This window comes from Devosia riboflavina, from assembly GCF_000743575.1.
GTDB classification, from domain to species: domain Bacteria; phylum Pseudomonadota; class Alphaproteobacteria; order Rhizobiales; family Devosiaceae; genus Devosia; species Devosia riboflavina.
Genome location: NZ_JQGC01000031.1, coordinates 1 through 26,801, shown reverse-complemented (window position 1 = coordinate 26,801; position 26,801 = coordinate 1). Strand labels below are relative to the sequence as shown.

At 62.8% G+C, this 26,801-nt stretch carries 25 protein-coding genes; 16 read left to right on the top strand and 9 right to left on the bottom strand.

All coding sequences use genetic code 11. The annotated features are described in order from the left end of the window. Window position 1 precedes the first annotated feature (1 nt). A complete protein-coding gene (locus tag JP75_RS22360) occupies window positions 2-844 on the bottom strand; it encodes a S49 family peptidase (protein ID WP_035087070.1) in 843 nt (280 codons plus the stop codon). Between the two features lie 45 nt (window positions 845-889). Then, window positions 890-1,675, bottom strand: a complete 786-nt coding sequence (locus JP75_RS22355; protein ID WP_051961199.1) for a tRNA1(Val) (adenine(37)-N6)-methyltransferase — start codon at window positions 1,673-1,675, stop codon at window positions 890-892. Between the two features lie 89 nt (window positions 1,676-1,764). Between JP75_RS22355 and JP75_RS22350 the strand changes: the two genes are divergently transcribed. Beyond that, complete coding sequence (locus tag JP75_RS22350; RefSeq protein ID WP_035087068.1) at window positions 1,765-2,784, top strand: polyprenyl synthetase family protein; 1,020 nt, start codon at window positions 1,765-1,767, stop codon at window positions 2,782-2,784. A gap of 3 nt (window positions 2,785-2,787) precedes the next feature. Here the strand turns inward: JP75_RS22350 and JP75_RS22345 are convergent, their stop codons facing one another. From JP75_RS22345 to JP75_RS22335, 3 genes are all read right to left on the bottom strand, one after another. Beyond that, on the bottom strand, window positions 2,788-3,663 hold the full coding sequence (locus JP75_RS22345; protein ID WP_035087067.1) for a 4-(cytidine 5'-diphospho)-2-C-methyl-D-erythritol kinase: 876 nt from the start codon (window positions 3,661-3,663) through the stop codon (window positions 2,788-2,790). A 9-nt stretch (window positions 3,664-3,672) separates the two neighbouring features. Continuing rightward, window positions 3,673-5,391 (bottom strand): tetratricopeptide repeat protein, encoded by a 1,719-nt coding sequence (locus JP75_RS22340; protein ID WP_051961194.1) that lies wholly within the window; start codon window positions 5,389-5,391, stop codon window positions 3,673-3,675. Between the two features lie 95 nt (window positions 5,392-5,486). Continuing rightward, on the bottom strand, window positions 5,487-7,187 hold the full coding sequence (locus JP75_RS22335) for an electron transfer flavoprotein-ubiquinone oxidoreductase (RefSeq protein WP_341872296.1): 1,701 nt from the start codon (window positions 7,185-7,187) through the stop codon (window positions 5,487-5,489). A gap of 10 nt (window positions 7,188-7,197) precedes the next feature. Between JP75_RS22335 and JP75_RS22330 the strand changes: the two genes are divergently transcribed. From JP75_RS22330 to JP75_RS22305, 6 genes are all read left to right on the top strand, one after another. Continuing rightward, window positions 7,198-8,010 (top strand): uracil-DNA glycosylase, encoded by an 813-nt coding sequence (locus tag JP75_RS22330; RefSeq protein ID WP_035087063.1) that lies wholly within the window; start codon window positions 7,198-7,200, stop codon window positions 8,008-8,010. A gap of 314 nt (window positions 8,011-8,324) precedes the next feature. Further along, entirely contained in the window at window positions 8,325-9,647 is a 1,323-nt protein-coding gene (locus JP75_RS22325) for an MFS transporter (RefSeq protein WP_035087060.1), read from the top strand. Further along, the gene (gene moaB / locus JP75_RS22320) at window positions 9,625-10,161 is read left to right on the top strand and encodes a molybdenum cofactor biosynthesis protein B (RefSeq protein WP_035087057.1); all 537 of its coding nucleotides are present in this window, start codon (window positions 9,625-9,627) and stop codon (window positions 10,159-10,161) included. Before JP75_RS22325 ends, moaB begins: the two co-directional genes overlap by 23 nt. 114 nt (window positions 10,162-10,275) lie before the next feature. After that, window positions 10,276-11,088: a VOC family protein gene (locus JP75_RS22315; RefSeq protein ID WP_035087055.1), complete on the top strand. Its 813-nt coding sequence runs from the start codon at window positions 10,276-10,278 to the stop codon at window positions 11,086-11,088. A 1-nt stretch (window position 11,089) separates the two neighbouring features. Next, window positions 11,090-12,040: a glutathione S-transferase family protein gene (locus tag JP75_RS22310; protein ID WP_035087053.1), complete on the top strand. Its 951-nt coding sequence runs from the start codon at window positions 11,090-11,092 to the stop codon at window positions 12,038-12,040. Beyond that, window positions 12,037-12,633, top strand: coding sequence for an alpha/beta hydrolase (locus tag JP75_RS22305; protein ID WP_035087051.1), 597 nt, complete (start codon window positions 12,037-12,039; stop codon window positions 12,631-12,633). Before JP75_RS22310 ends, JP75_RS22305 begins: the two co-directional genes overlap by 4 nt. A 150-nt stretch (window positions 12,634-12,783) precedes the next feature. On the opposite strand, the gene JP75_RS22300 is transcribed toward JP75_RS22305, so the two are convergent. Further along, entirely contained in the window at window positions 12,784-14,265 is a 1,482-nt protein-coding gene (locus JP75_RS22300) for an MDR family MFS transporter (protein ID WP_035087107.1), read from the bottom strand. A gap of 376 nt (window positions 14,266-14,641) precedes the next feature. On the opposite strand from JP75_RS22300, the gene JP75_RS22295 reads away from it, so the two are divergent. After that, entirely contained in the window at window positions 14,642-15,790 is a 1,149-nt protein-coding gene (locus JP75_RS22295) for a PA0069 family radical SAM protein (protein ID WP_035087049.1), read from the top strand. Between the two features lie 229 nt (window positions 15,791-16,019). Here JP75_RS22295 and JP75_RS22290 read toward each other — a convergent pair whose 3' ends face one another. Further along, window positions 16,020-16,712 (bottom strand): HAD family hydrolase, encoded by a 693-nt coding sequence (locus JP75_RS22290; RefSeq protein WP_035087047.1) that lies wholly within the window; start codon window positions 16,710-16,712, stop codon window positions 16,020-16,022. 87 nt (window positions 16,713-16,799) lie between these two features. Between JP75_RS22290 and JP75_RS26055 the strand changes: the two genes are divergently transcribed. Beyond that, entirely contained in the window at window positions 16,800-17,663 is an 864-nt protein-coding gene (locus JP75_RS26055; protein ID WP_035087046.1) for a phosphotransferase family protein, read from the top strand. Here JP75_RS26055 and JP75_RS22280 read toward each other — a convergent pair. Further along, the gene (locus tag JP75_RS22280; RefSeq protein ID WP_035087045.1) at window positions 17,660-18,241 is read right to left on the bottom strand and encodes a hypothetical protein; all 582 of its coding nucleotides are present in this window, start codon (window positions 18,239-18,241) and stop codon (window positions 17,660-17,662) included. The two genes, JP75_RS26055 and JP75_RS22280, sit on opposite strands and share 4 nt — an antisense overlap. A gap of 77 nt (window positions 18,242-18,318) precedes the next feature. On the opposite strand from JP75_RS22280, the gene JP75_RS22275 reads away from it, so the two are divergent. From JP75_RS22275 to JP75_RS26370, 4 genes are all read left to right on the top strand, one after another. Further along, on the top strand, window positions 18,319-18,684 hold the full coding sequence (locus JP75_RS22275; protein WP_035087044.1) for a DUF4180 domain-containing protein: 366 nt from the start codon (window positions 18,319-18,321) through the stop codon (window positions 18,682-18,684). Beyond that, a complete protein-coding gene (locus JP75_RS22270) occupies window positions 18,684-19,379 on the top strand; it encodes a ribonuclease HII (RefSeq protein ID WP_084587874.1) in 696 nt (231 codons plus the stop codon). Before JP75_RS22275 ends, JP75_RS22270 begins: the two co-directional genes overlap by 1 nt. 82 nt (window positions 19,380-19,461) lie before the next feature. Further along, a complete protein-coding gene (locus JP75_RS22265; protein WP_035087042.1) occupies window positions 19,462-20,595 on the top strand; it encodes a site-specific DNA-methyltransferase in 1,134 nt (377 codons plus the stop codon). Window positions 20,596-21,279: 684 nt separating this feature from the next. Next, window positions 21,280-21,675 (top strand): hypothetical protein, encoded by a 396-nt coding sequence (locus tag JP75_RS26370; RefSeq protein WP_152565952.1) that lies wholly within the window; start codon window positions 21,280-21,282, stop codon window positions 21,673-21,675. Between the two features lie 116 nt (window positions 21,676-21,791). Here the strand turns inward: JP75_RS26370 and JP75_RS22250 are convergent, their stop codons facing one another. After that, entirely contained in the window at window positions 21,792-22,844 is a 1,053-nt protein-coding gene (locus JP75_RS22250) for an A/G-specific adenine glycosylase (RefSeq protein WP_051961191.1), read from the bottom strand. A 151-nt stretch (window positions 22,845-22,995) separates the two neighbouring features. Between JP75_RS22250 and JP75_RS22245 the strand changes: the two genes are divergently transcribed. The 3 genes from JP75_RS22245 to JP75_RS22235 form a co-directional block, all read left to right on the top strand. Beyond that, window positions 22,996-23,514, top strand: coding sequence for a DUF721 domain-containing protein (locus tag JP75_RS22245; protein ID WP_051961188.1), 519 nt, complete (start codon window positions 22,996-22,998; stop codon window positions 23,512-23,514). Window positions 23,515-23,660: 146 nt separating this feature from the next. Further along, window positions 23,661-24,455, top strand: a complete 795-nt coding sequence (locus tag JP75_RS22240) for a DsbA family protein (RefSeq protein ID WP_051961186.1) — start codon at window positions 23,661-23,663, stop codon at window positions 24,453-24,455. A gap of 138 nt (window positions 24,456-24,593) precedes the next feature. Further along, a partial coding sequence (locus JP75_RS22235) for a chromosome segregation SMC family protein (protein ID WP_035087039.1) occupies window positions 24,594-26,801 on the top strand: 2,208 nt, incomplete at its 3' end.

Sequence of the window (26,801 nt, the reverse complement as noted above, 5' to 3'; positions counted from 1 at the left end):
TCTAAAGGCCCAGGCGCGCCCAGAGCGCGCGATCATCGATAGTGGTCGATACCTCGTCTACCATGCCTCGGGCCGAAAAGCCGAGACGCGGCAGCGCAAAGAACGGCCGTTTCGCCGCAATGGGTTTGAGCACAATATCGCGGCCATAGCGCTCGCGCAGCGTCGAATGCAGTTCGCCGATACTGTCCACCAGCCCCAGTTCGACCCCGCGCAGGCCCGGCCACCATTCGCCGGTGAAGAGCACATCGTCTTCCGCCTTGAGCCTGCCGGTGCGATGGTGCTTCACATGGTCGATGAAGACCTGATGGATATCGAGCTCAAAGCGCTTGATGCGTTCGACGTCCTCGGCCTTTTCCGGCAGGAAGGGATCGAGCGTCGATTTGTTGCGCCCCGCCGTGTGCACGCGCCGCTCGACACCGAGCTTTTCGAGCGCCCCGACGAAACCGAAGGTCGCCATAATGACGCCGATGGAACCGACAATGGACGAGGGATCGACGATGATCTCGTCGCCCGCTACGGCAATGAAATAGCCGCCCGAGGCCGCTGCATCTTCCACGAAGACCAGCACCGGCTTTCCGGTTTCGTCGGCCAATTGCCGAATGCGATTGGAAATCAACCGGCTCTGCACCGGAGAGCCGCCGGGCGAATTAACGACAACGGCGACGGCCGGCGCCGACCGCATGTCGAAGGCGCGCTTGAGAAGCGGTTCGACGGATTCGATATTGAGGCGCCCCGGCCGCAGTTCGGCAGCGATGACGCCATGAAGGCGCACGACCGGAATGGTGGTGGGACGGCGAACGAGACGTACGAACCAGTTCGGTTTGCGTGCAGGTGTTCCAGCCATGTCCCCTCCATGATTTTTCAGTGATTTAGGCATGGCGGCCGCGGATTACCAGTCGAGCGCCGCAACCCCGCGAAAAATGGCATCGAATTCGGGCATAAAATCGCGCCCGCTTTCGCCATGCAGCGCCCGGCCCGCCAGCAAGGTCAGCGGCGCGCGCGAGCCCTTGATGCCGCGCACCAGAATCCGCGTCGCCGCCTGCCCTGCCCGCGGCGAGATCGGCAAGACCGTAATGGCGCCGAATCGCGCGGTCATGGCGTTTAGCAGCGCAGTTAGCCCCTGCGCTGGATAAACGACGATCAGCTCCCCGCCCCCGGCAGCGCAACCTGCAGCGCATTTTACCCAGGCATCGAGCCCTTCCTGCGCCATATGCCGCGCGTCGGCCCGGCTCGTCTCCGGCGCCAGCGTCCCCTGCCCCGCCTCGAAAAACGGGGGGTTAGCGATCACGGTTTGGAAATGGTTGGCCCTGAGCCCTGCAGCGTTGCGCACCGAGCCCGGCGCGAGAATATCGAGCACCAACACCTCGGCCCGCCCGACAAAACCATTGCTCGCAACATTGTCGTGCGCCAGCGCCGCCGTCTCCCCGTGCCGCTCGACCAGCGTGGCGTGTCGCGCCCGCTCCATTGCCAGTGCCACGAGCCCCGCCGTACCCACACCGGCACCGAGGTCCAGCAGGCCCTCCGTGCCCGCCCGCACCGCCGCGCCGAGCAGCACGCTGTCAAACCCGGCGCGAAAGCCGTTGCGGGGTTGCGACAGAGTGATCCGGCCTGCCAAAAAGGCATCGCGCGTTGTGGTTTGGTGTTTTACAAAGTCAGTCGGCTGGTCTAGGGACATCGCACCCTGAAAGCTGGTTCTGCGCGAGTTTACATGCGCTGATATGGCGGGCTCAACCGATTTGCCGCCGGCGGCAAACGAGGACGGTAATGGCGGTCTCAGTTCTGACCCAAAAGAAAAACGCGCCGACAGGCAATCCGGTCGACAAGCTGCTTGCAGCGACCGCCGACGACATGGCCAAGGTCAATAGCCTGATCCTGAGCCGTGCGGAATCGCATGTCGACATGGTCCCCGAACTTGCCCGCTATCTCATCGAGAGCGGCGGTAAGCGCCTCAGGCCCATGCTGACCGTCGCGGCCGCGCTGCTCTTCGGCAAGGGCAAAGGCAACGAGGTCAATTTCGCCGCCGCCGTCGAATTCATGCACAATGCCACCCTCTTGCACGACGATGTCGTCGACGAGAGCGACATGCGCCGCGGCAAGCCGGCCGCCCGCATGGTCTGGGGCAACAAGGCTTCCATCCTTGTCGGCGATTTTCTGCTTGGCCAGGCCTTCATGATGATGGTCGAAACCGGCGACATCCAGGCGCTCGGCGTGCTATCGGCCGCCTCTGCCGTCATGGCGGAAGGCGAAGTCTTCCAGCTCGCCAAGACCGGCGACCTCACCACCACCGAAGCCGACTATGCCGAAGTGATCCGCGCCAAGACCGCCGTGCTCTTCAAGGCCGCCTGCGAAGTGGGTGCCATGTCCGGTGGCGCCGACGCGGCCGGTCGCGCGGCCCTCGCCCAATATGGCCTTGAACTGGGCAATGCCTTCCAACTCGTCGACGATGCGCTCGATTATGGTGGGCAGTCTGGTGCTTTGGGCAAGAATGTCGGCGACGACCTTCGCGAAGGCAAGATGACCCTGCCGGTCATCCTCGCTCTCGCCGAAGGCAGCGAGGCCGAACGCGCCATCATCGCCGGCGCCCTCGGCAAGGTCGATGCGTCCGAGCTCGAAGTCAGCCAGGTGGTCGCAATCTTCAATCGCCACAACACGCTGGCGCGCACGCTGGAAAAAGCCCGGGCCCATGCCGATGCCGCCGTCGAAGCGCTTGCCGGTCTACCGGACAGCGAAATGAAGACGCTACTCGGCGAAGTCGTGCTGCACAGCGTCAGCCGCGCTTCGTAATTTTCACGGCACGATCAGCGACGCCGCAGCGACCCAATGATCGGGATTGCGCTCGCGCATGACCTGCGCAGCCTGATGCGCCTGCCCCTCTGATCCGAAGAGCCCAAAAACCGTCGCGCCCGACCCCGACATGCGCGACAGGATGCAACCCTGCGTCTCGGCCAGATCATCGACGATAAAGCCGATCTCCGGCACCAGCTTTACAGCGGGCGGCTGCAGGTCATTGCGCGTTTCGGCAAGCCACAGCCCCAGTTGCGCCGGCCGCGTCAGCGGTTCGGGCAAAGCTGGCAGCGGATAATTGTCGTGGGCGCGCAGACGCCGGAACACGTCCGCCGTCGCCACCGGCACCAGCGGATTGACCAGCACGATATGCGTAGTGGGAAAATCCGATAGGGGCGCAAGAATCTCCCCCACGCCCCGCGCCACCAGCGGCCGGCTCAGGAGGCAAGCGGGCACATCGGCGCCAAGCGTTGCTGCCAGATCGGCCAGTTCGCCAAACGGCACCGGCTCACGCGCCATGCGCACCAGAATACGCAAAGCCGCCGCCGCGTCGGCCGAGCCGCCGCCAATCCCCGCCGCAACCGGCAGGCGCTTTACGAGATGCATGGCAAGGCCATCGGGCACACGGCCCGGCCAGCGCTGACGAAACGCCCCCAGCGCCCGCATCACGAGATTGGTGCCGCCCGTCCCCAGCGCCGCAGCAAAAGGCCCGGAAATTTCGAGACTATCGGCCGTCGCCTCGACAGCCTCCAGCTCGTCCGCCACATCGGCGAAAACGATCAGGCTTTCGAGGTCGTGATAGCCGTCGTCGCGCCGACGCGTGACATGCAGCGCCAGATTGATCTTGGCCGGCGCTGCCTCGACAAAAGTTTCCGTCATGCTGGCGGACTATTCCGTCGCGGTTGCGGGCGTCAGGCCATCGACAAGTTTCGGGCCGACGCGTTCGGCCACATTGCCGACCTCGTCCACCGACTTAGCGACCTTCCACTGGAACTGGGCTTCGAGCCGACGCCCGGCCTTCCAATAGGCATCGCCGAGGTGATCGTTGATCTCGGCATCATTGGGCCGCAGCATCACGGCGCGTTCCAGCGTCTCGACCGCCTCGTCGATGCGGCCAAGCTTGTAGAAGGCCCAGCCGAGCGAATCGACGACATAGCCATCCTGCGGCTGCGCCTCGACAGCCTTCTCGATCATGCCGAGCGCCTCGTCGAGATTGAGGTCCATATCGATCCAGGAATAGCCGAGATAATTGAGAACCGAGGGCTGATCCGGATTGAGGTCGAGCGCCTTGAGGAAGTCGGCCTCAGCCTGCGGCCAGTGCTTGGCACGCTCATTGGCAATGCCGCGGACATAATAGAAGCGCCAATCGGCCGGCGACTCGCCACCGGTAATCTCCAGCGCCTTGGTATAGGCGTCCGCGGCATCCTCATATTGCTCGTCGTAGCGCAAGAGGTCACCCAGCACCGAAACGGCGTCGAGATCGCCGGGGCGTGTCGCCACAATATTGCGCAGCCGGCGCAGCGCCTCGGCGCGATCGCCCATGGCATCGAGGTTTTGCGCCACGCGCACAACCGCCGTCGGCTTCATCGGCGAAGACGAAGCCACCGCATCGTAAATCTCATTGGCGGCATCGTGCTGACCTTCGGAGTCGAGCAGCAGGCCCGCGGCCAAGCCGATCACATCGGCATTGGGGTCGAGATAATGGCCGAGGCGCAGGAAGACCAGCGCCAGGTCCTTGCTGCCATCGCGCGACAAGGCAACGCCAATGCCATGGAACATTTCGGCCGCGCCAAGCTGCACATTGGTGGCGAAAACGCCCGGACGGCGCTTAGCCTCAACCGCCTCCTTGACCACAGTCACCAGCGGATGGGTCAGGCCCTGGTCCTCGAAGCTGGCGATCACCTCGGCCGCCTCATCGAAGCGACCTTCATTAGCCAGCATGCGCGAATAGACTTCGACCATGCGCGCCACATAGGGCTCGTTCTCAAAGGCCTGGGCGGCAAGCTCCAGCGCCTTCTCCTTCTCGCCGGCAACTTCAGCCATCAGAGCGCGGTGGAACACCAGGAAATCTTCAAGGCCGGTATCGCCGAGCTTGGTGAGGATGGCGTCCGCCTCGTCATACTTCTTTTCGCCCACCAGCGCCCAGGCGCGCAAAATGCCCGCGGTAATACCGGTAAAGGTGTCCTGCCCGATGGTTTCAAGCGCGCTGCCGGCCGCACCATAGCGGCGCTCCTTGAGCGCCTCGGTGGCAACGACCAGTTCGGCAAGCTCGTTCTGGCCCACGAGTTCCATGAGCCGCTTGGCGACCTGGGCCGATTGCCCGATCTGGCCATTGGCGGCAAAGGCAATGAAGGAACGCTCGACCAGCACCGGATTGTCCCAATCGCCCTGCGCCGCTTCGTTGAAATAGCGGGCGGCCTCGTCGGTCCGCAATTCCTCGAGGGCCTGGCGTCCGGCGAGATAAGAGCCGGTCGCGCTGGGGCGGAACAGTTGCAACATGTCGAGCAGGTTCGAAGCGCTGCTCTGGGCCGAAGCCGCAGGCACCAGGGCCAGTGCGAGGATCGTCGCCAGAATGGGCCGGGCCAGTCGGTTCGAAAGCAAGGTCACGTGCAGAATTCTCCATATGCCGCTGCCGGCACGCTGTGGTCGCAAAGATTGTCCGTTTTACGACTGCGCCGCAAGGCCGCGCGGCTTATGGCCGGTCACATTCCGCTGTAATTGGGCCCGCTGCCACCCTCAGGTGGCACCCAGGTGATGTTCTGCGCGGGGTCCTTGATATCGCAGGTCTTGCAATGGACGCAGTTGGCCGCATGGATGCGGAACACCGGCTCGCCGTTTTCGCTGGCCATTTCATAGACCCCTGCCGGACAGTAAAGCGGCGCCGGCTCACCATAAAGCGGCAAGTTCTGCCGCACGGGCACCGTGGGGTCCTTCAGCTTCAGGTGAACCGGCTGATCCTCGTCATGCGCCAGATTGGCGAGAAAAACCGAGGAAGCACGATCAAAGGTCAGCTTGCCATCTGGCCGTGCATAGGTTTTTCCATTCACCTCTGCCCGCTTCTTCAACTTCGCGAAATCCGGCGCGCCATGCGAGCGCATGTTCAGCAGCGAGCGTCCGACAATGGCCGAAAACCACAGGTCCGCGCCAATGGCGAGCGAGCCGATGATCGTGCCCAGCCGCGACCAGAGCGGCTTGGCATTGGCAACACCCTTCAATTCCTTCTCAATGCCGGTGCGCAGCACGCTCTGGGCAAAATCCTCGACCAGATCATGCTGCCGCCCGGCAACAACGGCAGCGCCCACCGCGTCCGCCGCGCCAATGCCCGAAAGAATGGCATTGTGGATCGCCTTCAGCCGCGGCGCATTCATGAACCCGGCCGAACAGCCGATCAGCCCGCCACCGGGGAAGGCCAAGCTCGGAACCGACTGCCAGCCACCCGCCGTCACCGCGCGGGCGCCATAGCTCACGCGCATCCCGCCTTCGAGCATTTTGGCCACCGAAGGATGCGCCTTAAAACGCTGGAATTCATCGAAGGGCGACAGCGTCGGATCGGCATAGTCGAGATAGGTGACCAGCCCGACATAGAGCTTCCTGTCCTCGGCGTGGTAGACAAAGCCGCCGCCGGCCGTCGAATTGTCGAGCGGGAAACCGAGGTAGTGGTCAACCTGCCCGGCATGGTGCTTCTCGGCCGGAATCTCCCAGATTTCCTTGATACCAAGGCCATATTTCTGCGGCTCGCGGCCAAGCTCGAAGTCGCCGATGATTTGCTTCGCCAGGGATCCGCGCGCGCCCTCGGCAATCAGCGTATATTTGGCTTCGAGCGCAATGCCCTCGGCAAAGCCCGATTTCGGATTACCCTCGGCATCCCGCCCGAGATCGCCAGTGATAACCCCGCGCACCGGCCCGTCGCCCGTACGCAACACGTCCACCGCCGCCGTCATCGGGAAAATATCGACGCCGAGTTCCGCGGCCTGTTCACCTAGCCACTGCACCAGCCGCCCAAGGCTGACGATCACCGCACCCGGCGTTTTCAATTGCGGCGGCACCAGCAAATGCAGCAGCGCGAAGTCGCCCTTTTTGGTCAGATAGTGAAACGTGTCATGCGTCACATCGGGCCCAACCGGCGCCCCCTTGAGCCGCCAATCCGGCAGCAACGCATCAAGCCCCTTGGGGTCCATCACCGCGCCCGACAGAATATGCCCGCCGATCTCGGCTGACTTTTCCACCACTGTGACGCTCAGTTCCGGATGGCGCTGTTTCAGGCGAATAGCCGCTGCAAGGCCCGAAGGACCGGCACCGACAACAAGAATGTCGGTCGAAATTGTCTCTCGATTGCCAGCTTCGGCCATAGTCCAACCCTCAACGTCGGCAGGCGACTGGTCGCCTCGAATGCGGTGTGACATAACGGGCCCTATGTCTCAAGGTCGAGAACTCAACAAGGCCGAACTGCTTGCCGTGCTGGACTGGTATCGTGCCGCCGGCGTGGATCTTGCCGTTGGCGAGGATCCCGTCGACCGCTTCGCCCAGCCCGCTCCCGCGCCCTCCTCGGCTCAGGCCTTGCGTCAGGCCGCCGCTGCGCCAGCCCAACCGCCACAGCCCGCGACCGCCGCCATTACCGGCGATCCATCGGAAGCGCGAAAACTCGCTGCCTCCGCCAGTACGCTCGACGAACTGCAAAAAATTCTCGACGCCTATGATGGCTGTAGCCTCAAATTCCGCGCCACCCAGCTCGTCTTTGCCGACGGCAATCCCGAAGCGAAAATCATGCTGATCGGCGAAGCTCCCGGCGCCGAAGAGGACCGCCAGGGCAAACCCTTCGTCGGCCGCTCCGGCCAATTGCTCGACCGCATGCTCGGCGCCATCGGCCTTGACCGTTCAAAGGTCTACATCGTCAACACCGTCCCGTGGCGCCCGCCCGGCAATCGCACTCCGACGCCCGAAGAGATGGAACTGTGCCTACCCTTCCTCAACCGCCAGGTTGAACTGGTGGCGCCCAAGCTCGTCATGACCTTGGGCGGCCCCGCCATGCAGACAGTCTTCAAAACCACCGCCGGCATCATCAAGATGCGCGGCCGCTGGCAAGACGTGGCGATTGGCACCCACCAGGTCGACGCGTTGCCCACGCTCCACCCGGCCTATCTCCTGCGCAATCCGGCCGCGAAGCAGCAGGCATGGGCGGATTTGCTGAGTTTGAAGATGAAGATGGAAAGTCTGGGGATAGTTTGAGCTTTTTGGCGGTTGGCTGCCGTACGAGATGCCCCCCATCCACAGTGTCATTCCCGCGAAAGCGGGAACCCCTGTTTGGAAACGGAGGTCTCCGCTTTCGCGGGGATGACACTGTGGTTTTGGCTAGATCGCGCCCAAAAACTCGATCCGACACCTCCCCCTTGATGGGGGAGGAGGGGTGGGGCGCCCCCCACGAACGCCCACCCAACTTTTTCCCCCGCCTCCCCATTTCCGCCCTATCGCTTCTGTCATGTCGCGCTATGGTCACCTTTCGGTGATTTGCAACGTTTCGCAGCCTTTATTCTCAGAGCGCCATGGCTTCCGTCATCAAAATCTATGCCCTGTTCCTCGGCTCGGCCCTGTTGATGTTCGGAGGTGGCCTGCAAGGCCTCCTGCTCTCGGTGCGTGGCGCGGAGGAAGAGTTTTCCCTCCTCGCCCTCGGCCTTATTGGCACCGGCTGGTCCGTTGGCTTCGTCGCCGGCTCCATCACGGTCCCCATGATCGTGCGAAAGGTCGGCCACATCCGCGCCTATTCGGTCATGGCCGCCATCGGCACCATCACGATCCTCCTCAATCTCCTCTGGATCAACGATATCGGCTGGATCGTGCTCCGCGCCCTGTCCGGCTTCTGCTTTGCCGGCGCCGCCATGATCGTTGAAAGCTGGCTCAACGAAGTCGCCGACAACAAGAGCCGCGGCACGATTTTTTCGATCTATGTGACCATCAACCTCGCCGCATCGACCGTCGGCCAGATGGCCATGTCGATCACCGGCACGGCCGGTTACCTGCCGTTCGTCATCGGCGCCATCAGCTTCATTTGCGCCCTGCTGCCGACGGCCCTCACCTCGAGCCCGCAGCCGCGACCCCTCGCCTCAGCCAAGCTCGACCTGCGGCTTCTCATAAAAACCTCGCCTGTTGCCGCCGTCGCCGCCTTCTGCTGCGGCATGGCCAATGGCTCCTTCGGCACGCTGGCCCCGGTCTATGGCTATGAACAGGGGCTCGACGCATCCGGCATCGCCCTCCTCTTTGCCATTTCCGCCATTGCCGGCGCCGTCGCGCAAATCCCCTTCGGCCGTCTCTCTGACCGCATCGACCGCCGCCAGGTCATGATCGGCCTTGCCGCCGGCTCCGCCGTCGTCGGCCTCCTCATCGTCCTCATCAATCCCAGCGCCGGCTGGCTGATGTATCTGCTCTTTGGCCTCTATGGCCTTGCCGCCAACCCGCTCTATCCGATCGCCGTGGCCCATGCGAACGACTTCGCCCGGGATGGCGATTTCGCCAAGATCGCCGGCGGCATGCTGCTCATTCTCGGCGTCGGCCTTGCCATCGGCCCTGCCATCGCCTCGGTGCTGATGAGCAACATCGCCCCCATGGCGCTTTTCATCATCACCGCCATTTTCCACGCCGCGGTCGCCGGCTTTGCCTTCATGCGCATGCGTGTCCGCAAGAGCCGCGACGCCGCCGAGCGCGCGCCGTTCCAACCCATGGACCGGCAAGTGACACCCGAATCTATTGTGCTCGATCCGCGGGCTGATAGTGATGCCGAGGACGAAGTGATCGTGCGCCACGAGCCCGACGTCCCCGAAGAGCTGATCGAAACCACGGAGCCAAAGCGTGTTCAAGACGGAACGGTTTGAGGATCGGGCCTTCAAGCCCCTCTCCATCGCAGTCATCGCCGTTTCCGATACGCGCACGCTCGAAACCGATACCGGCGGCGCGCTCCTAAAATCCCTGCTCGAAGCCGATGGCCACACCTGCTTCGAGCGCCAGGTCGTTCGCGACGACATCCAGCTCATCCGTGCCGCCGTCCAGTCCTATGTCGCCAATCCCAAGGTCGACGTGATCCTGACGACCGGCGGCACCGGCTTTTCGGGCCGCGACGTCACCCCCGAAGCCGTCGAGCCCCTCTTCGACAAGCGCATGGAGGGCTTTTCCGTGCTCTTCCACCAATACTCGTCCTCCACCGTCGGTACGAGCTCGATCCAGTCGCGCGCCACAGCCGGTCTCATCGGCACAACCTTCGTCTTCTGCCTCCCCGGTTCGCGCGGCGCCTGCCGCGATGCCTGGGAAGGCATTTTAACCCAGCAGCTGGATTACCGGCACAAGCCGTGCAATTTCGTCGAGCTGATGCCACGCCTCGACGAGCGCTGATCTTATCGTTTTCCCGAACAACACGTTCGGCACCGTTCGCTTTACGGAACCGACCATAAAGCGCATTTGAATGGGCAGAGAGCGCGGGCAGTCCGCGCCAAGGAATCTTTGCCCATGTCCGCTACGGCCCCCATGCAGATCGGCCTGGTGACGCTCAATGTGCGCCAGGTAGACACGGTTTCCGACTATTATCGCCACCTTCTCGGTCTCGAAGTGATCGACCGCGACGGCTCAACCCTGCGCCTCGGCGTCGGCAAGACCGCGCTGCTCGAACTGCGCGGCGGCGATTTCACCCAGCGCAATCCGCGCTCGGCCGGCCTCTTCCACACCGCCTTCCTGATGCCCACCCGCACCGATCTCGCCGCCTGGCTGCGTTATGTCGCCAAGGAGCGCATCGGCGTCGGCGGCGCTTCGGACCACCTCGTCAGCGAGGCCTTTTATCTCAACGACCCCGAAGGCAATGGCATCGAGGTTTATGGCGATCGTCCGCGCACCGATTGGCCGAACGACAATGGCCTCATCCAGATGGCCTCGGACCCGCTCGACATCGACGGCCTCCTCAATTTCGACGCGACCAGCACCTGGTCCGGCGCCCCCGCCGGCATGATCGTCGGCCACATGCACCTGCAGGTGGGCGACCTCTCCACCGCCCAGCCCTTCTATTCCGGCGTGCTCGGCACCGACATCACCTGCCACTATCCCGGCGCCACCTTCTACGGTGCCGGCGGCTATCACCATCAGCTCGCGACCAATGTCTGGTCGAGCCGCGGCGCCGGCCCGATCGATCCGAAAACCACTGGCCTCGTCGGCTTCGAACTCATTCTCGATACCGCCGCACAGCGCGACGCCATCACCGCGCGTGCCGGCACCGACACGCTCACCGACCCGTGGGGCCTCGCCCTCACGCTCAGCACCAAGGAGGCCTGAAATGCTCGTCAACGGAAAGTGGACTGCCAACTGGCAACCAGTGCAGGGCATCGACGCCAAGGGCGGCTTCGTGCGCCAGACCTCGTCCTTCCGCAACTGGATCACACCCGACGGCAGCGCCGGCCCGACCGGTGAAGCTGGCTTCAAGGCCGAAGCCGGCCGCTATCACCTCTATGTCGCCCTGATCTGCCCCTGGGCCTCCCGCACCATAATCGGCCGCACCCTGAAAGGTCTCAACGACGTCATCTCCATGTCCGTCGTCGAACCCGAACTGACCGACGAAGGCTGGCGCTTTGCAACGCCCGACCCGATCAATGGCGCGACCTATATGCACGAAATCTATACCGCGGCCGACCCGACCGTCAGCGGCCGCGCTACCGTGCCGGTGCTGTGGGACAAAAAGCAAAACACCATCGTCAACAATGAGAGCGCCGATATCCTGCGCATGCTCAATTCCGGCTTTGGCGACCTCGCCTCATCCGAATACGACCTCTATCCCGAAGCCCTCCGCCCGGAGATCGACGCGCTCAACGACTACATCTATCCGCGCCTCAACAACGGAGTCTATCGCGCCGGTTTCGCGACTACCCAGCTCGCCTATGACGAAGCCTATGCCGATGTCTTCGCGGCCCTCGACGCGCTCGAAGCCCGCCTCGAAGGCAAGAAATTCCTCTTCGGCGACGCGCTGACCGAAACCGACATCCGCGCCTTCGTGACCCTAGTCCGGTTCGACGCCGCCTATCACGGCCTCTTCAAGACCAATTTGAAGCGTATCGCCGACTACCAGAACCTGCAGGCCTATATGCTGCGCTTGCTCGACATTCCCGGCATCCGCGAGACCGTAAACATCGACCACATCAAGCGCGGCTACTATTCCATCAAGTCGCTCAATCCCAACGGCATCGTCCCCCGCGGCCCGAATATCCCGGGACTTTATGAGGTGGCTGCATGAGCGACAGCCTCGTCATTCTCCTCCACGGCGTCGGCAGTTCCGGCGCCGATATTGGTGGCCTCGCTTCGGCCCTCGCCCCTGCGCTGCCGAACACAAAGTTCGTCAGCCCCGATGGCCCCGGCCGCTTCAACGCCGGCCACCAGTGGTTCTGCGTCACCGGCGTCACCACCGAAAACCGCCCCGCCCGCGTCGCCGCGGCACGGCCGGCCTTCGATGCCATCCTCTCGGATATCATCGGCCGCGAAGGCTTTGCCGGTCGCCTCGATCGAGTCGCGCTGGTCGGCTTTTCCCAAGGCTCCATCATGGCCCTCGACGCCATTGCCTCGGGCCGCTGGCCCGTCGCCGGCGTCGTCGCCTTCTCCGGCCGCCTGGCATCGCCCGAGCCACTAGAGCCGGTGAAGGGCTCAAAACTACTGCTGATACACGGCACCGAAGATCACATGATGCCCGTCGCGGAGGTCACAAACGCCGAAGCAAAACTCTCGCCCCATGGGGTCGCTGTGAGCAGCTTCATCCAACCAGGCCTTGGCCACTCGGTATCCGCAGAAGGCGTTGGTGAAGCGGCAAAGTTCCTGGGCAAGCTGTTTGCCTAGAACTCTCCTCCCCACCGTGTCATTCCCGCGAAAGCGGGAACCTCTGTTTCAGAACCGAGATCCCCGCTTTCGCGGGGATGACACCGAGTGGTTGGGCGTGCACAGCCAAACAAAAAGGCCGGGCAATCGCCCGGCCTTTTCTCATTCCTATCAGTGACCCATTGCCGGGCCGCCGTGACCGCCTTCCGGCCGCTTCACGAAGAAGGCCGCAACGATCATCAGCAGCGACACGATGGCGCCGCAGAGGAACCCGCCGCGAATACCCGCTGCCAATGCATCCACCGCATCGAGGCCTGCCGCAGCACCTGCCGCCGTCTGGAGGCTCATCACCGCCACAAAGAGCGCGATACCAGCCGCACCGGCCACCTGCTGCACAGAGCCCAGAATGGCGCTGGCATGCGAGTAGAACTTTGGCGGCACCGAGCTCATCGACGAGGTGAAGAGCGGGGTGAAGGTGAACGCCAGGCCCACGCTGAGCACGATGTGCCCGGCAACCACGGCCCAGACCGGGGTATGCTGGCTGACCAGCGTCAGCGCCCACATCACGGCCGAAACCGCAATGACACCCGGCACCAGCAAGGGCTTCGGACCAACACGGTCATAGAGCCGACCGACAACCGGGCCCAGCACACCCATGAGCAAGCCACCCGGCAGCAGCAGCATGCCGGTCTGCAGGGTATCGAGTCCCAAAACCTTCTGCGTATAGATCGGCAGCAGGATCGAGCTACCGAGCAGCGCCACCATGGCAACCGCCATGGTGATCAGGGCAAAGGTATAGTTCTTGTGCTGCAGCGTGCGCAGGTCGAGCAGCGCCTTGTCATCGTTCTGGAGGCCAAACTGGCGCCAGACGAAAACCGCCATGGAAACGAGACCCACGGCAATCGGCGCCCATGCCGGAATGGCCGAACCATGCTCCGCACCTTCGCCCAGGCTCGAAAGACCATAGACGAGACCGCCAAAGGCAAAGGCCGAGAGAATTACCGAGAGCACGTCGAGCGGCGCATAGCGCGGGGTCGAAACATTGCGGATGCGGCTGGCGCCCAGCACCAGCGCCAGGATGGCGATGGGCAGGGTGAAATAGAACATGAAGCGCCAGTCGAAATGGGCCAGGATGAAACCACCAATCGTCGGGCCGATGGCCGGAGCCACCGACATGACGATGGAGATATTGCCCATGACCTTGCCGCGGCCTTCCGGCGGCACCAGCGACATCACGGTGGTCATCAGCAGCGGCATCATGATGGCCGTACCGACGGCCTGCACCACGCGGCCAACAATAAGAAGCTCAATGCCAGGGGAAACCGCGCAGATCAGCGTGCCGGCCGCGAAGACCGACATGGCGACCATGAAGATCGGCCGCGTATTGAGGCGCTGCAACAGGAAGCCGGTGATCGGGATCACGACAGCCATGGTCAGCAGAAAGGCAGTAGTCAGCCATTGCGCGAGGCTCGCCGTCACGCCGAGATCGGTCATCAGGTGCGGGATGGCCACGCTCATGATGGTTTCGTTGAGGAACACCACAAAGGTGGACACGAGCAGAAGCCCGATGACCAACCGGTTGCGCGCCGCATTGTCAGGATGATGGGGAGCGCTTTGGGGGAGCGCGTCGAATGTTGCTGTGTCTGTCGTCATGTCCATACCCTCACTAAAGCGCGTGACACCCGTGCGACGCATGGCATCGCCTGAGTTCGACAGCGCTTTCCAATTTCTCTGCGACAAGGCCTGTCAGCAGCCATCAGTTCAGACCGCGCTTAACTAATCCCCGGAGGGATTGGCGGTCAATGCTAAATATTATGCTTAACTAATGCGCCCCATTTTCGGGGGCAGCCTTCGTAGGCGCACGGCGCCGCTCCGTCCAGTCCCAATCCGCGCAAGGCTGCAATGCACGACAAAAATTTGAGAACAAAATTCGAACATCGTTCTTGTTGTGTTCTCATTCGATTGCTAGATTTGGAACGTGCCGACGAGGTCGATTCCAGATCGCGGCGGAGACAGCAGGAGATATGCCATGGCCCTTTATCAGGCCCCCAGCTTCGAAGCCCTCGAACGTCTCAGCCAGAGCCGCGACGCTGATCTCGCGCGGCGCGAACTGCTCAATTCCGACCGCATCCGCGGCCGCGGCGCCCAGTCGAACCACACCGGGCGCTTCGAGACGCATGCACGCGAAAATTTCGATGATGGCTGGGGCGTCGTCGAAGCCCTGCCCATGACCGAAACGGTGGAACATGCCGAGCGCGCCAAGAGCATCATCACCACCAATGACAGCCCCGATATCGGTTTCGAGCGCTCGATCAATGCCTATCGCGGCTGCGAGCACGGCTGTTCCTATTGCTATGCCCGCCCGACCCACGCCTATCTCGGCCATTCCGCCGGTGTCGATTTCGAGCGCGAAATCTACGTCAAGACCAATGCCGTCGAAGCCCTGCGCAACGAACTGGGCGCAAAGTCCTATCGCCCCAAACCCATTGCCATGGGCACCAATACCGACCCCTATCAGCCCTCCGAGCGCAAGCACCAGCTCACCCGCGGCATTCTGGAAGTCATGCTCGAAACCCGCCATCCGGTGATGATCACCACCAAATCGGCGCTGATTCTTCGCGATCTCGACCTGCTCACCGAATTGGCAAAGCTCGGTCTTGCCAAGGTCGCCATTTCGGTGACTTCCATGGATCACAAGCTGAGCCGCAAGATGGAGCCTCGCGCCTCCTCGCCCGCAAGACGCCTCGAAGCCATCCGCGCCCTCAGCGAGGCGGGCGTACCCACCGCCATTTTTGCCTCGCCGATGATCCCGGCCATCAACGACATGGAACTCGAACGCATCCTTGATGCCGGTAAAGCCCAGGGCGCCCTCGCCGCCTCGATGATCCTCCTCCGCCTCCCCGGCGAAGTCCGCGACGTATTTCGCGAATGGCTCCTGCGCCATTTCCCGGATCGCGTCCGTCACGTCCTCGCCCTCGTCCGCGACACTCGCGGGGGGCGGGATTATGACTCCCGCTTCGGCACGAGAATGACCGGCGAAGGCCCCTATGCGACGCTCCTCCGTCAGCGCTTTGACAAGGCTCGCGAACGCTATGGCCTCGACACGAAACTGCCGGGCCTCCGCACCGACCTCTTCGTGCCACCAACGCTGGAGAGCAAGCAGATGAGCTTGTTCTAGGCTCTTCCCATCGCTCTGACACGCATTCACTCTCGATTGTCACCCCGGCGAAGGCCGGGGCCCATCCAGAGATCTCAAGATGGATCCCGGCCTTCGCCGGGATGACAGCCGGTGGCTGAGAAGCGGTTGGGACCAACCCTCTCCCCTCCATCGTCACCACCGGGCTTGTCCCGGTGGTCCATGCCACCGCGAAAGTGGATTGCCGGGACCAACCCCGCAATAACGACGATCAGGCGCCCAACGCCTCGCTCGCCCCAACGCGCTCGGCAATAAACGCCAACATGTGCGGATCCGTGTAATCCCTTGCCGCCAGCGTCGCGCCCGCCTCCAGCAGTTGCGCCAGCTCCAATCCCGTCGCCATCCCGATCGTCGCGATCCCCGCCGAAGTCGCCGACTTCAGCCCCGTCCGCGAATCCTCGAACGCCACGCAGTTCTGAGAATCAGCCCCGAGAATCCGCAGCCCCTCCAGATAGGGCAGCGGATGCGGCTTGCCGAATTCAAGCTCGTCTCCGATCACCAGCCCCTTGAACCGGTGCCGCGCCCCGATGCTATCAAGCAATTGCTCCGCATTGTCCCGCGGCGCATTAGTGACCGCCACCGCGGGCAAGCCAATGGCATCCGCCCAATCGAGCAGCGCAAAAAGCCCATGCACCGGCTCGACGCCCTCCGCCGCCAGCGAGCGGAACAGGGCCTCCTTTTCCATCATGATTTCCCATTGCCGCTCCGGCGTTTCATGCGGCAGAAACTGCGCGCCGATCGCCTCATTGGCGAGCCCCTGCAATTCCCGCCCAAAGCGCTCGCGGTCAAAATGGTGGCCATAGGGCGCAAAGGCACGATTAAACGCTTCGAGATGCAGCGGATCGCTCTCGACCAGCGTTCCATCGATATCAAAGAGCAGTCCGGCGCCAGGCTTGAGAGTCATGAGCAATCCCTAGATGATCGCCGGGGAAAGCACACCAAGACCAACCCGTCGTCAACGAGGCAAATTGTGCCGGAAATCCCCGTCCACATGTCATTGGAACGGCTGCGCGAACTGACCGTCGCCGGTCACCCGCAGTTTGCCGGTGCCCGCTTCACCATTCTCGCCGACGGCTGGGACAGCGTCGCCCTCGATGTGGACAACCGCTACATCATAAAATTCCCGCGCCACGAGGTGGCCGAACAATCGCTCCGTCGCGAAGTGCTGCTGCTCTCCGTCATCGCCCCGCGCGTCCTGATGCCTGTCCCTCAGATGGACCTCCACGACATCCCGGTCACCCACACCATTCACGCCAAACTGCCCGGCCGCGCCCTCGATCCCGCCGCCTATGCCAAGGTTCCTGAAAGCATGCGCGCCGAGATCGGCGAGCGCCTCGGCCAGTTCTATGCCCATCTCCACGCCATCAATTCCGATCTCCTCGCCAATGCCGGCGCCGGTCCGGTGCAGGAATGGCTCGATGCCGAGACGATCCGCCAACGCATCGAACCCCACCTACCGCCCGCCCTCGCACACTGGGCCGACAAAGCGCTCGAAAAGCTTGCCAGTCTCGGTCCCGATCCCCATGGCGTCACCTATGGGCTCTTTGACGGCCACGGCTGGAACATGGCCTATGATCCCGCGCAAAACCGCTTCGGCGGCGTCTTCGATTTCGGCGATTCCGGCTTCGGTCCGCTGCACCAGGAATTCATCTATTCCAACCTGACCTCGCCCGACCTCACTGAGCGCATCATCGCCAGCTACGAACAGCACACCGGCCGCGAACTCGACCGCGCCCGCATCACCCTCCTCACCGACATTCACCGCCTCTGGGAAATCGCCGAGGAACATGAGAACGCCGAGGGCATGGCCGCGATGATAGAGGCAGCCGACGCCTGGTTCGCCATGCGCCCCTAGTATTGTTTTACCTTGCGCGCATTGGCCGACATGAAATCGAGCGAAGCCATGACGCCCTGCAGCGATAGCCAGGTATCGGCCGGCTGCTCCGCACCCGTCATCGGCACGATGAGTTTGAGCGATGCCCGCTCCTTCATCCGCTCGATCAACTGCGCCTCAAGGTCGGCATCAGCCACAAAATACTGGTTGGTGACGTTGAAGCGTGTTTCCAGCTCCTCGCCCATGGCCAGCATCATCGGCCCATCGCCGGCAAACAGCAACCGCATCGGCCGGCTCTCATCATAAGAGCCCTCATCCGCCGCCACGGTGATGGCCACGTCGATATCCCCATCGAGTCGATTGCGGATCAGCGTCAGCTTGTAGACCGGCAGGCTGGCGCTGTTTACTGCCGCGCTGCCGGTACTCGCAAAGCAAGAATAGCCATAATAGTCGGGAGAATCCTCGACGATGGTGTCGGGACAGGCCGCCAGCCAGTCGCGAAAATATTCGCGCCATTCGCCATAAGAATGATGAAAGGGTTCGGCCGCTGCCGGAATTGTGAGCAGCAACAGGGCAACAAGGCGGGCACAAGCGCGCATTAAAACACTCTCGTCTTTGCCCCCCGGCCAGACTCTTATATCAGTGACCCCAGAAAGATGACCAGAGGACAACAGGCTTGGCGACCGAGAAGATAAATGGCCTCAATGTGATGCTGCTCGACGAGACCGGGCCGCTGCTCGCCTCCGAGCAGGACGCGCTCGACGTCATCGGCGCCACTTACGGCCTCGAAGTCGACGCCGTTGCCATTCCGGTTGCACGCCTCGACCCCGACTTTTTCGTCCTCAGCAACAAACTCGCCGGGCACTTCATCCAGAAACTCCAGAACTATTCGATGCGCCTCGTGATCCTCGGCGACATTTCCGCCCCCATGGCCAGCAGCAAGGCCCTCACCGATTTCGTCGGCGAGACCAATCGCATCGGCCACCACTTCTTCGCCGCCGATCGCGCCGCCATGGAGGCCGGCTTCGGCCGAGCCCGCTGATGCCGCGCAAGGTCACCGTCACAGTCGAATCATCGGCCGAACTCTTCGCGCCCGAAGCCGACTTCCCCGATTTCAGCCACGAACAGATGGCCTATGACCGCGGCGCCCGCTGCGTCGTGGGCGTCGACGAAGCCGGCCGCGGCCCCCTCGCCGGCCCCGTCGTCGTCTCCGCCGTGCGCCTAGATCCCAATCGCATCCCCGAAGGCCTCAACGATTCCAAGAAGCTGACGCCCGAACGCCGCGCCGAACTTTTTGACGAAATCCTCGCCGTCGCCGATGTCGCCATCGTCAGCGCCCCTCCCTCAGACATTCTCGATCTCAACATCCGCGGCGCCACTCTCGCCGCCATGGCCCGTGCCGTCCGCGCCCTGCCCTGCACGGCCGACTGCGTGCTGATCGACGGTCGCGATATCCCGCCCGGCCTCCCCTGCCCCGGCATTGCCCTGATCGGCGGCGATGGCCGCAGCGTCTCCATCGCCGCAGCCTCCATCGTCGCAAAGGTCATGCGCGACCGCATGTGCGCAATCATGGATTGCGACGCCCCAAATTTCGGCTTTGCCGGCCACAAGGGCTATGGCACCGCGGCCCACCTCAAAGCCCTCAACCTCCACGGCCCCAGCCGCCACCACCGCTCGGCCTTCGCCCCGGTGGCCGCGCTTCTTATGCAAAAGACGACCGTCACAATCGAGGGTTAACCCCTCGCTAACCCCTTACAAACGCTCCATTAACCCTGACGAAGTACAAAGGCATGGTTAGTACTGCGTTAGGGATAGTTGCATGTTGCGTACCGCGCGTACGGCCCAGTCGGCCGATGCGGAGGAGGCTTCCCGCCTTCCGATCGACACCATTCTCGTGGGCGATTGCATCGACCACATGAATGCCTTGCCGGCCGGCTCCGTCGATCTCATCTTCGCCGACCCACCCTATAACCTGCAGCTGGAACAAGGCCTTACCCGCCCCGACCAGTCCAAGGTCGATGCGGTCGACGACGATTGGGACAAGTTCGATTCGTTCGCCCACTATGACGCGTTCACCCGCGGCTGGCTGAAAGCTGCCCGCCGGGTGCTAAAACCCGATGGCGCCATCTGGGTCATCGGCTCCTATCACAATATCTTCCGCGTCGGCACGGCGCTCCAGGATCTCGATTTCTGGATGCTCAACGACGTCATCTGGCGCAAGGCCAACCCGATGCCGAACTTTCGTGGCACACGGTTCACCAATGCGCACGAAACTCTTATCTGGGCTTCCAAAAGCCAGAAGAGCCGCGTGACCTTCAATTATGAGGCCATGAAGCTCGCCAATGACGATACGCAGATGCGGAGCGATTGGCTCTTCCCCATCTGCACCGGCTCGGAGCGCCTCAAGGACGAGGACGACGGCAAGGTCCACCCGACCCAAAAGCCGGAAGCCCTGCTCTTCCGCATCCTCAACGCCACGACCAAGCCTGGCGATATCGTGCTCGACCCCTTCTTCGGCACCGGCACCACCGGAGCCGTCGCGAGAAAGCTCGGCCGCCACTTCATCGGCATCGAGCGCGAAGACACCTATGTCGCCGCGGCCCGCAACCGCATCGCCTCGATCCGCCCCGCGGTCTTCGATGCGCTGCAATCGGTCACGCCCAAGCGCAAGGAAACGCGCATTCCCTTCGGTTCGCTGGTCGAACAGGGGCTTATCGAACCCGGCGCGCAACTTTTCGACTTAACGAAACGTTATTCCGCAATGGTTCGTGCAGACGGCTCGCTCGTCTCGGGTCCGCACCAGGGGTCGATCCATAGGGTTGGCGCTTTGGTCCAGGGCGCCGAGGCATGCAACGGGTGGACCTTCTGGCACCACGACTATCTTGGCGTCGCCGAGCCCATTGATGTGCTGCGGGCCAGCGTCCGCCAAAAACTTGATTTGCTTTCTGCCTGATCCTGACCTCCAATCATTACTCAGGCTCTATAACTGGCCGCCGGTTTGCCCCGGCGGCCTTTTTGTTTGTGCCTTCTAGCGGCTTTGACCGGGCACTTGATCGCAGGTTCAACTTTTCGCAAATTCGGCACATGGAAAATAAGGGCACCGCTTGATATCGAACGCGCTTCTGGGGGCGATTCGAGTGAAAATTGGCGTCGTAATATTTGGCATACTGGCATCCTTCGCCTTAATGGCCGGAATCTGGAATTTGGCATCCAGCCAACAACTGAGAGCACATTTTGGTCATCAGGTGGTTGGCTTCACTGTCCAGCAGCAGCGAGAGATAATTCGCGCTTGTGACAAAGAAACTGGAGAAGTCGCATACAAAACATGTGTGGGGGACGCGCTAGGAGACGGACTTACCGCCGTGCGAGAAGTGGCGGACCTTCAAGCGCAACAGAGTATGGCTCAGTGGGCCGCCATAATGGCTTTCGTGGCAGCCGCCCAACTAGGACTATCGGCAGCTGGTGCATACTTCGTTTGGAGGACGCTTCAACAACAATTGCAGGCAAACACGATAACTAGAAACGTGGGCATTGCCCAAACACGTGCCTACGTTGGCATCGACGGACCAAATAGAGGCTTCAAACAGTAGACGGTTCACCTAGTTCTAGGCGGCTATCAATTTGGGTTGGTCCACTCATGCGTAATAGCGGCGCGTCGCCTGCCGTAATTCAAGCGCTTTACACTCAAAGAGTGGACATACCTTCAGAAAATTTCAATGAGAGGGTTGAAGTAACTTTAGCTCCAACACGGCGCAAAATACCCCTTGGCGCAGGCCAAGCCTACTCGATGTATCAGATTGGGTTCGACGCCGACCTAATCCAAAGCATCACTGCAGGAATAACTCGTTCCTTTGTTGTCGGATACTGCGAGTATACGGACGTATTTTATCCAGAAACGCCAATTCATATCTCTGATTTTTGTTTCGAGGTAGGTTTCCTCTGGCCCCTTGATGTCTTGGGGCTTCGGGATGTACCCGCCGATTATTTTCAGTTCGCTGACCACCCGAACTATGCGATCAAGATCAAAACTTAGCGTCAGACCGATATACGCTCATGCCGGCCCTCCGCTAACTAGACTAGTGAATGGAAGTCAGCGGCAATTAAGCTCACCGTTATTCTTCTGAGCTTACTATCGAATCTCGAACCAGGTTACCCCAACCCCGCCTGTGCCAGGACTTTTCTGAACAATGTCGGCAGTGCCTCACCTTTCAGCGCCGATGGCGGACTCCACCAGCCATTTGCCAGCCCATCCGCCGGCACCAGCGAGGACCACACTTCCAGCTCCAGCCGGAAATGGGTAAAGACGTGCACCACCTGCCCCCGATGGCGCCAGTTCCCGACAACGGGATAGGCCGCCTCCGAAAGCTCCGAAACCCAGTCCGAGGTCGGCACCTCCGTCATGCCGCCCAGCAGCCCCTTGCCCGGCCGCGATTGCAGGTAAACGTCTCCACCCGCATCGGTCATGACAAAGGCATGGCCGCGCCGCACCGGACGTTCGGCCTTGACCGGCTTGATGGGATAAAACACCGGCTCGCCCTCGCGCGCCGCGCGGCAATCGGGTTGCAACGGACAGATAAGGCAACAAGCGGCCCGCGGCGCGCAGGTGGTCGCGCCAAGATCCATCATCGCCTGCGCAAAATCGCCTGATCGCTCCGGCACATTTTGCTGCAATGCCGCCCGCAATTCGTCCTTGGCCTCGCGCACCGGCACATCGAGCGCATAATAGCGCGCTAGTACCCGGTCGAGATTGCCATCGAGCACGGCAATCCGCTCGTCAAAACAGATCGCGGCAATAGCCGCGCTCGTATAGGCGCCGATGCCTGGCAGGGTTTGGAGACCTTCCGAAGTCTGCGGGAAGATGCCGCCATGTCGCTCGACAACCGCTACCGCGCAGGCGTGCAGGTTTCGCGCTCGGGCATAATAGCCAAGCCCAGCCCATTCGCGCAGCACCGCATCGAGCGGGGCGGCGGCAAGGTCGAAGACAGTCGGCCAAAGATGGGTAAAGCGCAGAAAATACTTTTGCACCGCCGCCACCGTCGTTTGCTGCAGCATCACTTCGCTCAGCCACACCCGATAGGGATCGGCATGCACGCCCCTCGCCCGATCAGAAGGCGAAACACGCCAGGGCAGATCGCGGGCATGGCGATCGTACCAGGCGAGCACGGCAGCGGCGTCGATGGGGTGGGGAGCAAGGAGGGGCATGGCGGATGGATATAGTTTTTGGGGTGGGGGCTTCAAGAAGAATACCCCCACCCTTGATCCCTCCCCACAAGGGGGGGAATGAGGGTGGGGGTGTTATGAGCGCGCATCGGAAGCCCTTGCCCCAAACCCCGCCCAGCGCTACTCCCACCCCATGGCCGAAAAGGAACCGCCCGAACCCAAGCGCAGGAACAAGACACTCAGCGTTGCTGACGTGCTTTCGGGCGCGCTTGATCCGGTCTTGAAAAAGCGCGGCTTTGCCACCCGCGATATCATCACCCATTGGCGTGTCATCGCCCCCGCGCCCTATGACCAGACCACCATGCCCGACAAGCTGGTCTGGCCGCGCAGCGCCGCCCAGAGCCACGAAGGCGCCGTGCTTTATCTGCGCTGCGGCCCCGGCCAGGCCCTCTTCGTGCAACATGCAGCCAATGACATCGCCGCGGCGGTCAACCGCTATTTTGGCTACCTCCTTGTCAGCGAGGTTCGCCTTTCCGCCGAGCTATTCACCCCCGGTTCAGGCGCCAAGGCGCAAAAGAACAGGCAACCGAGCCAGAGCGAAATCGCAAAGGTCGGCGCCACGGTCGACAAGATCGAGGATACTGATCTGCGGGAAGCGTTGCGGGCATTGGGCCTCGCGCTCTCCGGCAGGTCGGACAAAAAGGGCAGATAATCGTGTCCCCCCGGAAGCATTCATGGTTTCGGGATCAGGACATGCAAAGCGGATAGTCCGTTCACCCCCAAGTGATAATCGTGCCCACTTGCCGACACCAAGCCCATGTGTAGTGTCGCGCAGAACAATAATCAGGAGCCTGACCCGTGAAGTTCAACCGCCGTGAGACCCTCATCCTTGCCGCCGGCGCCACCGCGCTTAGCCTTTGCGGCCTCAGTGGGGCCCAGGCCGCCGAAGGCGACGTCGTCGATCCGGCCAAACTGGCAGCTCCCGCCGGCAATATCGCCGACAAGGTCCTGGGCAATGCCGACGCCCCGGTCACCGTCATCGAATATGCTTCCCCGACCTGCCCGCACTGCGCGACCTTCCACAACACGGTCTATGAGCCCTTCAAGGCCGAATATGTCGATACCGGCAAGGTAAAATTCATCCTGCGCCCCTTCGTGCGCAACGTGCTCGACGCAGCCATCTTCATGCTGGCCGAAGCTGCCGGCGAGACCAATTACCACAACGTCATCTCGACCTATTTCAAGACCCAGGGCGAATGGGGCGTTTCCGAAACCCCGCGCGATGCGATCTTTGCCATCGCGACCCAGCTCGGTTTTACCAAGGAAAGTTTTGACGCTGCCTTGACGAATCAGGACCTGTTCACTGGCATGGAAGCCATGCGCGAACAGGCGCTGAACGAATTCGGGCTCCAGGGCACGCCGACCTTCTATGTCAATGGCAAGACGCTTTCCGGTGACAAGACGCTCGAGCAGCTCGCTGCCGAGATCGACCCGCTTGTGCCCGCCGATTTCGTCGCTCCCGCCGCTGACGCAGCTGCAACTCCTGCCCCGGCAACTGAGGCAATGGCTCCGGCCACCGACGCCATGGCGCCTGCTGCTGACGCAATGGCTCCTGCGACCGACGCAATGGCCCCGGCTCCTGCACAGCAGTAATCAAGAACTCGATGTGCACCTCCCCCTTGACGGGGGAGGTTGGGAGGGGGTGCTGGCCCGCTCGATGTTGCGGCTCCCGCCCCCCTCCCCATCCCTCCCCGCAAGGGGGAGGGTGCTCTTCGGCGCTTGGGGTGGCGCATGAAGTTCTCCCGCCTGAAACTCCACGGCTTCAAAAGCTTCTGCGACGAGACCACCCTCGTCATGGAGCCGGGCCTGACCGGCATTGTCGGCCCCAATGGCTGCGGCAAGTCCAATCTCGTCGAAGCCATGCGCTGGGTCATGGGTGAAAACTCATACAAGGCCATGCGCGCCTCCGGCATGGATGACGTCATCTTTTCCGGCTCCGGCAATCGGCCCGGCCGCAACTCGGCCGAGGTGACGCTGGTCCTCGACAATGTCGACCGCACCGCCCCCGCCGCCCTCAACACCGCCGACATTCTGGAAGTCACCCGTCGCATCGAGCGCGAGGCCGGCTCGGTCTATCGCGTCAATGGCAAGGAAGTGCGCGCCCGCGACGTGCAGCTACTCTTTGCCGATGCGTCCACGGGCGCCCATTCCCCCGCCATGGTGCGACAGGGCCAGATCGGCGAGCTGATCGCCGCCAAGCCAACCGCCCGCCGCGCTCTCCTCGAAGAAGCCGCCGGCATTTCTGGCCTTCATTCGCGCCGCCACGAGGCCGAACTCCGCCTCCGCGCCGCCGAGAGCAATCTCGAGCGCGTCGACGACATCATCGGCCAGATCAGCAGCCAGCTCGATACGCTGAAACGCCAGGCCCGCCTCGCCATCCGCTATCGCGGCCTTTCGGGCGACATCCGCCGCGCCGAAGCGACGCTCTTCCACATCCGCTGGGTCGCCACCCGCGCCGCGGAAAAAGAAGGCGAAGCCGCACAGGCCGTCCTCATCCGCAAGCTGGCCGATGCCACCCATGCCGAGCGCATGGCCCAAAAGAATGTCGAAGAAGCCGAAGCCGCACTCGCCCCCTTGCGCGAACGCGAAGCTGTCACCTCGGCCATCCTCCAGCGCTACAAAATCCTCTTCGAGCAATTGAGCGAAGAATCACGCCGCCTGCAGCAGCGCCGCACCGAACTCGAAGAGCGCCTGAGGCAGATTTCGCAGGACGGCAGCCGCGAACGCGAACTGGTCAGCGAAAGCGAAGCGAGCCTTGCCGCCTATGCGGAGGAGCAAGAGCGCATCGAAGCCGAAGAAGAACAGGCCATTGAAAGCCTCGAAGCCGCCCGCCGCGAAGCCGAAGGGGCCCGCGCTGCCGCAACCTCAGCCGAAACCGAATCCCGCATCCTCAGTGACCGCCTCGCCCAGATGCGCGTGCGCCGAGGTCAGGCCCAGCGCGCCGTCGCCGATGCCGACCTCCGCCTCGAACGCCTGACCCGCGAGATCGCTGCCGTCGAAGCCGACATGGCCAAAATCGCCGAAACCATTGCCGGCGACGAAACCCTCGCCCGCCATCAGGACGCGCTCGAAGCCGCCCACGAAGAAGCCGAGATCGCCGAAAGCGCCGCCCTCAGCGCCGAGGAAGAAGCAGCAGCCGCCCAGCAAAAGCTCGACGAAATGCGCCCGCGCCTCGCCGAACTCGACGCGCTGGTCACGGGCCTCGAAGCGGAAGCATCCACCTTGGGCAAAATGCTCAATGTCGGCTCCAGCCTATGGCCTGCCATTGTCGATGAACTCAAGGTGGAGCCCGGCTACGAAACCGCCCTCGGCGCCGCGCTCGGCGACGATCTCGATGCCTCGTCGGATGCCGGCGCTCCGCTCCATTGGTCCATCGCCATCGAAGGCTATGACGATCCGCCGCTGCCACAAGGCGCCGAGCCACTGTCGCGTTACGTCACCGGCACGCCGCTCCTTAAACGCCGCCTCGACCAGATCGGCCTTGTCAGCGATATCGTCGGTCCCGGCCTCATGCCCGCCCTCTGGCCCGGCCAGCGCCTCGTCACGCTCGAAGGCACCATGTGGCGCTGGGATGGTTTTGTCGCCGCTGCCGACGCCCCGACCGCCGCCGCCCTCCGCCTCTCGCAGCGCAATCGCCTCGCCGAACTGGACGAAGAAGTCATGCGCGCCAAGGCCGAGCGCAACGCCTTCCGCCGCGACATCGACAGCCAGACCGCCGCCCTCGACCTCGCCCGCCAGGCCGAACGCGCGCGCCGCGAAGACTGGCGCAAGGCCCAGCACGCCATCACTCTCGCCCAGACCGAGCTCGACCGCGCCCTCCGCGCCCAGGGCGAACTCGCCTCTCGCCGCTCCGCCCTCGAGGAGGCGCATACCCGCCTCCAGGCAAACCTGAGCGAAGCCGAAGCCGTCCGCGAAGAAGCCGCCATCATCCTCGAAGAA

Excerpts from the sequence above, each read along its gene's own strand:
- JP75_RS22360 (WP_035087070.1), bottom strand. The coding sequence starts at position 844 with ATGGCTGGAACACCTGCACGCAAACCGAACTGGTTCGTACGTCTCGTT.
- JP75_RS22355 (WP_051961199.1), bottom strand. The coding sequence starts at position 1,675 with ATGTCCCTAGACCAGCCGACTGACTTTGTAAAACACCAAACCACAACG.
- JP75_RS22350 (WP_035087068.1), top strand. The coding sequence starts at position 1,765 with ATGGCGGTCTCAGTTCTGACCCAAAAGAAAAACGCGCCGACAGGCAAT.
- JP75_RS22345 (WP_035087067.1), bottom strand. The coding sequence starts at position 3,663 with ATGACGGAAACTTTTGTCGAGGCAGCGCCGGCCAAGATCAATCTGGCG.
- JP75_RS22335 (WP_341872296.1), bottom strand. The coding sequence starts at position 7,187 with ATGTCACACCGCATTCGAGGCGACCAGTCGCCTGCCGACGTTGAGGGT.
- JP75_RS22330 (WP_035087063.1), top strand. The coding sequence starts at position 7,198 with ATGTCTCAAGGTCGAGAACTCAACAAGGCCGAACTGCTTGCCGTGCTG.
- JP75_RS22325 (WP_035087060.1), top strand. The coding sequence starts at position 8,325 with ATGGCTTCCGTCATCAAAATCTATGCCCTGTTCCTCGGCTCGGCCCTG.
- JP75_RS22315 (WP_035087055.1), top strand. The coding sequence starts at position 10,276 with ATGTCCGCTACGGCCCCCATGCAGATCGGCCTGGTGACGCTCAATGTG.
- JP75_RS22310 (WP_035087053.1), top strand. The coding sequence starts at position 11,090 with ATGCTCGTCAACGGAAAGTGGACTGCCAACTGGCAACCAGTGCAGGGC.
- JP75_RS22305 (WP_035087051.1), top strand. The coding sequence starts at position 12,037 with ATGAGCGACAGCCTCGTCATTCTCCTCCACGGCGTCGGCAGTTCCGGC.
- JP75_RS22300 (WP_035087107.1), bottom strand. The coding sequence starts at position 14,265 with ATGACGACAGACACAGCAACATTCGACGCGCTCCCCCAAAGCGCTCCC.
- JP75_RS22295 (WP_035087049.1), top strand. The coding sequence starts at position 14,642 with ATGGCCCTTTATCAGGCCCCCAGCTTCGAAGCCCTCGAACGTCTCAGC.
- JP75_RS22290 (WP_035087047.1), bottom strand. The coding sequence starts at position 16,712 with ATGACTCTCAAGCCTGGCGCCGGACTGCTCTTTGATATCGATGGAACG.
- JP75_RS26055 (WP_035087046.1), top strand. The coding sequence starts at position 16,800 with ATGTCATTGGAACGGCTGCGCGAACTGACCGTCGCCGGTCACCCGCAG.
- JP75_RS22280 (WP_035087045.1), bottom strand. The coding sequence starts at position 18,241 with ATGCGCGCTTGTGCCCGCCTTGTTGCCCTGTTGCTGCTCACAATTCCG.
- JP75_RS22270 (WP_084587874.1), top strand. The coding sequence starts at position 18,684 with ATGCCGCGCAAGGTCACCGTCACAGTCGAATCATCGGCCGAACTCTTC.
- JP75_RS22265 (WP_035087042.1), top strand. The coding sequence starts at position 19,462 with ATGTTGCGTACCGCGCGTACGGCCCAGTCGGCCGATGCGGAGGAGGCT.
- JP75_RS26370 (WP_152565952.1), top strand. The coding sequence starts at position 21,280 with ATGCGTAATAGCGGCGCGTCGCCTGCCGTAATTCAAGCGCTTTACACT.
- JP75_RS22250 (WP_051961191.1), bottom strand. The coding sequence starts at position 22,844 with ATGCCCCTCCTTGCTCCCCACCCCATCGACGCCGCTGCCGTGCTCGCC.
- JP75_RS22245 (WP_051961188.1), top strand. The coding sequence starts at position 22,996 with ATGGCCGAAAAGGAACCGCCCGAACCCAAGCGCAGGAACAAGACACTC.